Source organism: Mycobacterium sp. (assembly GCF_050701675.1).
GTDB lineage: Bacteria > Actinomycetota > Actinomycetes > Mycobacteriales > Mycobacteriaceae > Mycobacterium.
In genome coordinates this window covers 1-5,879 of record NZ_JBOGDD010001244.1, presented here as the reverse complement: position 1 = coordinate 5,879, position 5,879 = coordinate 1, and the positions used below count along the sequence as shown (strand labels likewise).

The 5,879-nt window shown below is 62.8% G+C and carries 7 protein-coding genes; all 7 read left to right on the top strand.

The features are described from left to right. The coding region (locus ACRDUX_RS38525) for a transposase (protein WP_526422426.1) at positions 1–412 on the top strand (412 nt) is incomplete at its 5' end. A gap of 158 nt (positions 413–570) precedes the next feature. Next, the gene (locus tag ACRDUX_RS38520; protein ID WP_047040733.1) at positions 571–1,884 is read left to right on the top strand and encodes an IS256 family transposase; all 1,314 of its coding nucleotides are present in this window, start codon (positions 571–573) and stop codon (positions 1,882–1,884) included. 170 nt (positions 1,885–2,054) lie between these two features. Continuing rightward, positions 2,055–3,518, top strand: a complete 1,464-nt coding sequence (locus ACRDUX_RS38515) for an aromatic ring-hydroxylating oxygenase subunit alpha (RefSeq protein WP_047040736.1) — start codon at positions 2,055–2,057, stop codon at positions 3,516–3,518. Between the two features lie 8 nt (positions 3,519–3,526). After that, positions 3,527–4,126, top strand: a complete 600-nt coding sequence (locus ACRDUX_RS38510) for a 3-phenylpropionate/cinnamic acid dioxygenase subunit beta (RefSeq protein ID WP_095795377.1) — start codon at positions 3,527–3,529, stop codon at positions 4,124–4,126. Further along, positions 4,123–4,455, top strand: coding sequence for a hypothetical protein (locus ACRDUX_RS38505; protein WP_047040740.1), 333 nt, complete (start codon positions 4,123–4,125; stop codon positions 4,453–4,455). Before ACRDUX_RS38510 ends, ACRDUX_RS38505 begins: the two co-directional genes overlap by 4 nt. Positions 4,456–4,473: 18 nt before the next feature. After that, entirely contained in the window at positions 4,474–4,668 is a 195-nt protein-coding gene (locus tag ACRDUX_RS38500; RefSeq protein ID WP_047040743.1) for a ferredoxin, read from the top strand. After that, on the top strand, positions 4,668–5,879 hold a 1,212-nt coding region (locus ACRDUX_RS38495), incomplete at its 3' end, for an NAD(P)/FAD-dependent oxidoreductase (protein WP_526422423.1). The genes ACRDUX_RS38500 and ACRDUX_RS38495, both read left to right, overlap by 1 nt.

Below are 5,879 nucleotides of genomic sequence, written 5' to 3'. Positions count from 1 at the left end.
CATGAGCTCCTTCCAGAGCCCGGGCCGACTCGCATCCTGGGCGGGCCTAAGCCCAGGATCCAACGAGTCTGCCGGCCGGGCAAAGTCCACCAGGACCCGACCTGGGAACCGCTATCTCAAGGGCGCTCTGGGCGTCGCGGCCTTGTCGATTTCCAGAAACCCCAAGAACAGCTACCTCGGGGCACGCTATAAGAGACTCATTGTGCGCCGCGGCAAGATGAAAGCCATCGTCGCCACCCAACACTCCATCCTCACCGCCGTCTGGCACATGCTCGCGGACGGCGAGTGCTACCACGACCCAGGATCCGACTTCTTTACCAAAAAGGACCCCACCCGCACCAAGAACAACGCCATCCGCCGCCTCCAAGAACTCGGCTACAACGTCACCTTAAGTAACCAGGAGGCAGCCTGACCCACCTTACTTTCGTATTAGGCACGCACCCCATTTCGCGAGGAGCAATGATCAGAACCTGTGGATCCCGGGAGGACGCACCTTCCCGGATGATGATCTTTGACGAAACAGGATTCTGATCAAGACCAGCGTTGGCGCGCTGGCGGGAAGGCACGCCCGTGCTCACGGTAGTACACGAAGGCCGAGACCCGAACGAGGCCGGCGACGCCGCCGGTGCAGGCCGGTCGCTGCTCGATGAGATCGTTCGCGACGGTGCCCGGCAGATGCTCGCCGCAGCCCTGCAGGCCGAGGTCGCCGATTACATCGCCCGGCACGCCGGTGAAGTCGACGACAACGGCCACCGCCTCGTCGTACGCAACGGCTACCACACCGAACGCGACGTGATGACCGCCGCCGGTGCGGTGACGGTGAAGGCGCCACGGGTCAACGACAAGCGCATCGATCCCGAGACAGGCCAGCGTAAGAGGTTCTCGTCGGCGATCCTGCCGGCCTGGGCCCGCAGGTCCACCCAAGTGTCCGAGGTGTTGCCGCTGCTGTACCTGCACGGCCTGTCGACCAGCGACTTCGGGCCCGCCCTCGAGCAGTTCCTCGGCTCCGGTGCCGGCCTGTCGCCGGCCTCGATCACCCGGCTGACCGCGCAGTGGCAGGACGAGGCGAAAGCCTTCGGACAGCGGGATCTCTCGCAAGTCGACTACGTCTACCTGTGGGTCGACGGCATCCACCTGAAGGTGCGGCTCGAGCAGGAGAAACTCTGTCTGCTGGTCATGCTGGGGGTGCGGGCCGACGGACGTAAGGAACTCGTCGCCCTGGCCGACGGCTACCGCGAATCCACCGAATGCTGGGCCGATCTGCTGCGGGACTGCCGCCGCCGCGGAATGCGGGCCCCGGTGCTCGCGATCGGGGACGGCGCGCTGGGATTCTGGAAGGCACTGCGGGAAGTGTTCCCCGACACCCGCGAACAACGCTGCTGGTTCCACAAGCAATCCAACGTCCTTGCAGCACTCCCGAAGTCCGCGCATCCCGGCGCGTTGGCGGCGATGAAGGAGATCATCGGAGCCGAGGACATCGACAAGGCGCAGATCGCGATCGCGGCGTTCGAACAGGACTACGGTGCGAAATATCCGAAGGCAGTGAAGAAGATCGTCGATGACGCCGATGTGTTGCTCGAGTACTTTCGGTATCCGGCCGAGCATTGGGTGCATCTGCGTACGACGAATCCGATCGAATCGACTTTTGCGACGGTGCGGCTTCGGACCAGGGTGACCAAGGGTCCGGGTTCACGAGCGGCGGGGATGGCGATGGCCTACAAGCTGATCGAGGCCGCGCAGTCGCGGTGGCGGGCGGTCAACGCACCGCAGCTGGTCGCACTGGTGCGAGCGGGCGCGCTGTTCCACAAGGGCAAGCTCCTCGAACGGCCGGTCGACATCACCCCGGAACCCTCGCCCGACACTCCGGTGTCCGAGGTCGCCTGACGACCCCCGATCCACAGGATTTGACTATTCCTCTTTCGCGAGCACTTTAGATGAGTCTCGTCGGGGGCTTGACGAACGCCACACTTTAAGTCATTCTCTTTCTAAAAGAAACTATCTCTGATTACCAGAGATGACTGGCGTCTTGCCGGCCCGGACAAGGAGATCCATCAATGACTGACCACAGCGGCGTGATTCAGGATGTACGGCAGGGCATGATCCCTGCACACATTTACAACGACAAAGAGATCTTCGAGCTTGAAAAGGAGCGGGTCTTTGGTCGCAGCTGGCTTTTCGTCGCCCACGAATCCGAGGTGCCCGAAGCTGGCGACTACGTGGTGCGCCGCGTCCTGGAAGACTCATTCATCATTTCCCGTGATGAACATGGAGAAATCCGGGCACTGTTCAACATGTGCCTTCACCGCGGCATGCAGGTCTGCCGCACGGAGATGGGAAACGCTTCCCACTTCCGTTGCCCGTACCACGGGTGGTCCTACCGTAACGACGGCCGCATAGTCGGACTGCCCTTCCACAAAGAGGCATACGGCGGCGAAGAGGGCTTCAAGAAGCAGGGGCAGACGTTGCTGCCTGCTCCTTCCCTGGGCATCTACAACGGCCTTATCTTCGTCAGCCTGGATCCTGACGCAGAGCCGTTGGAGGACTTCCTGGGTGACTTCAAGTTCTACATGGACTACTACACGAAGCAAAGCTCCGGCGGGATTGAACTGCGCGGGCCGCAGCGGTGGCGGGTCAAGGCCAACTGGAAAATCGGAGCCGAAAACTTCGCCGGCGACATGTATCACACCCCCCAGACCCACACCTCCGTCGTCGAAATTGGTTTGTTCCGCGAACCAAAGGCGGAAAAGCGCAAGGACGGGACAACCTATTGGGCCGGCAACGGCGGCGGAACTACCTACAAGCTTCCCGAAGGAAGCCTGGAGGACCGCCTCCGCTACGTGGGCTACCCGGACGAGATGATCGCCCGCATGAAAGAGCAGTGGAGCCAGGAGCAGCTCGACGTCGTGGGCAAGGACGGGTTCATGGTGTCGGCGGCGTCGGTGTTCCCGAACATGAGCTTCGTGCACAACTGGCCACGGGTCGAAGAAGACTCCGATGAAGTGCTCCCGTTCATCTCCATCCGGCAGTGGCAGCCAATCAGTGAAGACGAGACCGAGATCGTATCGTGGTTCGCCGTCGACAAGAACGCGCCCGAAGAGTTTAAGGCACTTTCCTACAAGGCCTATCTCATGTGCTTTGGCAGCGGCGGCATGTTCGAGCAGGACGACGTGGAAAACTGGGTTTCCTTGACCAGCACCGCCGGCGGCCCGATGGCACGGCGCCTGCTGCTGAACAGCCGCATGGGCATGCTGGAAAACGGACAGAACGTCGTCGAACCCCTGACCCCCGAGCAGTACTCCGGCCCCGGCTCGACCCGCGTCGGATACAGCGAATACAACCAGCGTGAACTGCTCCTGCGATGGGCCAACCATCTTGAACGACCGATGGAAAAAGCGGCCCAGGTGCACGTCGGCAGCAATCCGGTGCAGGACTGTCCGTCTGACACCCCGGATTCTTTCCCGGCTCCCGCTGAGCACAACGGGCACGCCCCGGCAATGACCGTTTCGAAGGAGGGCTAGCCGTGGGTATTGAAGCCGTAACCGAACGCAGCAACAAATCTCTCTCGGAGCAGTCGGTGCTGGGAGGGCACGCCCCCCGTACTCAGAGGACGGGTGACTCCCTGCCGTTCAATGATGAACTTCATCTGCAAGCCCACAAGTGGCTTGTCGATGAATCCTATTTGCTCGACGCACAGGAGTACGACGAGTGGCTGAGCCGCCTCACGGACGACGTGCACTATCTCATGCCGGTGAGGGTGACCACTGCCCTCGGGGCCGGTTACAGCACGTCTCCCGGGATGGCGCACATGGATGAAAACAAGTACTCGCTGAGCCGCAGGGCGGCGCGCTTCGCCACGGAACACGCCTGGACCGAAGACCCTCCGTCGCGGCTGCGCCACTACGTCACCAACGTCCGGACGTTCCGTACCGGTAACCCGGATGAGATCATCGTGGATTCGGCGGTCCTGCTGTTCCGCAGCCGGGGCGACGTCCGCGAGGCCGCGACCGTGTCGGCAGGCAGGGAGGATCTGCTGCGCCGCACCGGCTCCGGCTGGCAGCTCGCCCGCCGCACCATCATGGTCGACGAGGCGGTCATCCGGATGCAGAATCTGGCCATATTCCTATGAAACTCGAATGGGAAGGCGAAGAGGAGGACCGCCTTGCCGCCATTCGAGCGGCGGAGGAGCGCGACCGGCTGGAAGCACGGGTCAACGGCGCTCCGATCGTGATCGCCAACGAATTCTCCGAAGTCCAGGTAAGCCGCGTCGAGACGCGGAACGGCTCGCGGCTGATGATCAAGTCCCCGCGCTCCGGCCAGTGGGTGTCCCTGTGCCCCCTGGAGCTGGAAGCCCTCACCTGGCAGGCGCCGGCAACCTTCTCGGCCATGATCGGGCATCCGTTCGGGCCGCTTGTCACCGAGGACGAGCAGCCGCCCCAGAACAAAAACAACATCTAGAGGCCAAGGAGATTGACAATGCCTACCGTAAAAGCAGATCTGCAAGCCTGCCAGGGCTACGCCAACTGCGTCGTTGGGGCACCCGACTACTTTGATCTGGATGACGACGGAATCGTTGTTCTCCTCAGGACCAAAGTTCCCGAGGCCGAGCGTTCCCGTGTCACCGAGGCTGCCCGCAGCTGCCCGGTGTCCGCCCTAGTAGTGGAGGACTGATGAACACGACCACAGTTATCGTCGGCTCCTCAACCGGCGGCGTGCGTGCTGCCCAGTCCCTGCGCCTGGAGGGGTATGAAGGCGACATCGTCCTCGTCGGTGCTGAGACGGAACTCCCGTACGACAAGCCGCCGTTGTCCAAATCCGTCCTCTCCGGCAAAGCAGAGGAGTCGTCCATCCGCCTCCTTACCCGCGAGCAGGCGGAGGAAGCCAGCATCCGGCTGCTGCTCGGGCACGCCGCCACAGGCATCGATGTCGCCGGAAACCTGTTGTACCTCCAGGACCACGAACCCCTACACTTCGACAACCTTGTGATCGCCACGGGCGCATCTGCCCGACCCTCACCCTGGGGCCAACGGCCCGGGATCCACGTGCTCCGTTCCCTGGACGATGCCCGGAAACTGCGCGCCGACCTCCTCAAAGGCGGGGAACTGGCAGTGATCGGCGCCGGTTTCATCGGTGCCGAAGCAGCCGCGACGGCACGTACGCTCGGTCTGGAAGTGACAGTCATCGACCCGATGCCCATACCAATGAGCCGCATCTTCAACGCCGAAATCGCACAGCTGTTTGGAGAACTCCACCGCAACAACGGCGTCACCACGATCTTTGGCACCGGAGTCGAGGCCATTGAGGGCGAGCACGGGTCCTTCAGCGTCAGGCTTACCAACGGCCAGACAGTACAAGCCGCCACCGTTCTCATCGGGATCGGCGCGGTTCCCAACGACGCCTGGCTGGCCTCCTCGGGACTGCTGGTGGACAACGGCGTCGTGCTGGACGAGTTCTGCAGGGCTGTGGACGCCCCGAACGTGTATGGCGTCGGCGACGTGGCGCGCTGGCGGCATCAGAAGCACGGTGCGGACATCCGGATCGAGCACTGGACAAACGCGGTTGAGCAAGCCTCATGCGTCGCCCACAACATCACCCATCCGGACAGTCCCCGCGAGTACACACCGGTTGAATACGTCTGGAGCGACCAGCACGACTGGAAAATCCAGGTCGTCGGTCGCGTGGGAGGCAACGCCGACCATGTCCTCATCGGAGACCCTGAGCTGCACGGTCGGTTCGCAGCGCTCTACACCACCGACGGAGTGGAACTGTACGGTGCCGCGATCGTGAACTGGCCGAAGGCCCTGCTTGCCTGCCGCCGCGGCATGGGATCAGGGATCGGCGTGCAAGAACTGCGCGACAAACTCGAGCTCCTGCTCGAGCCC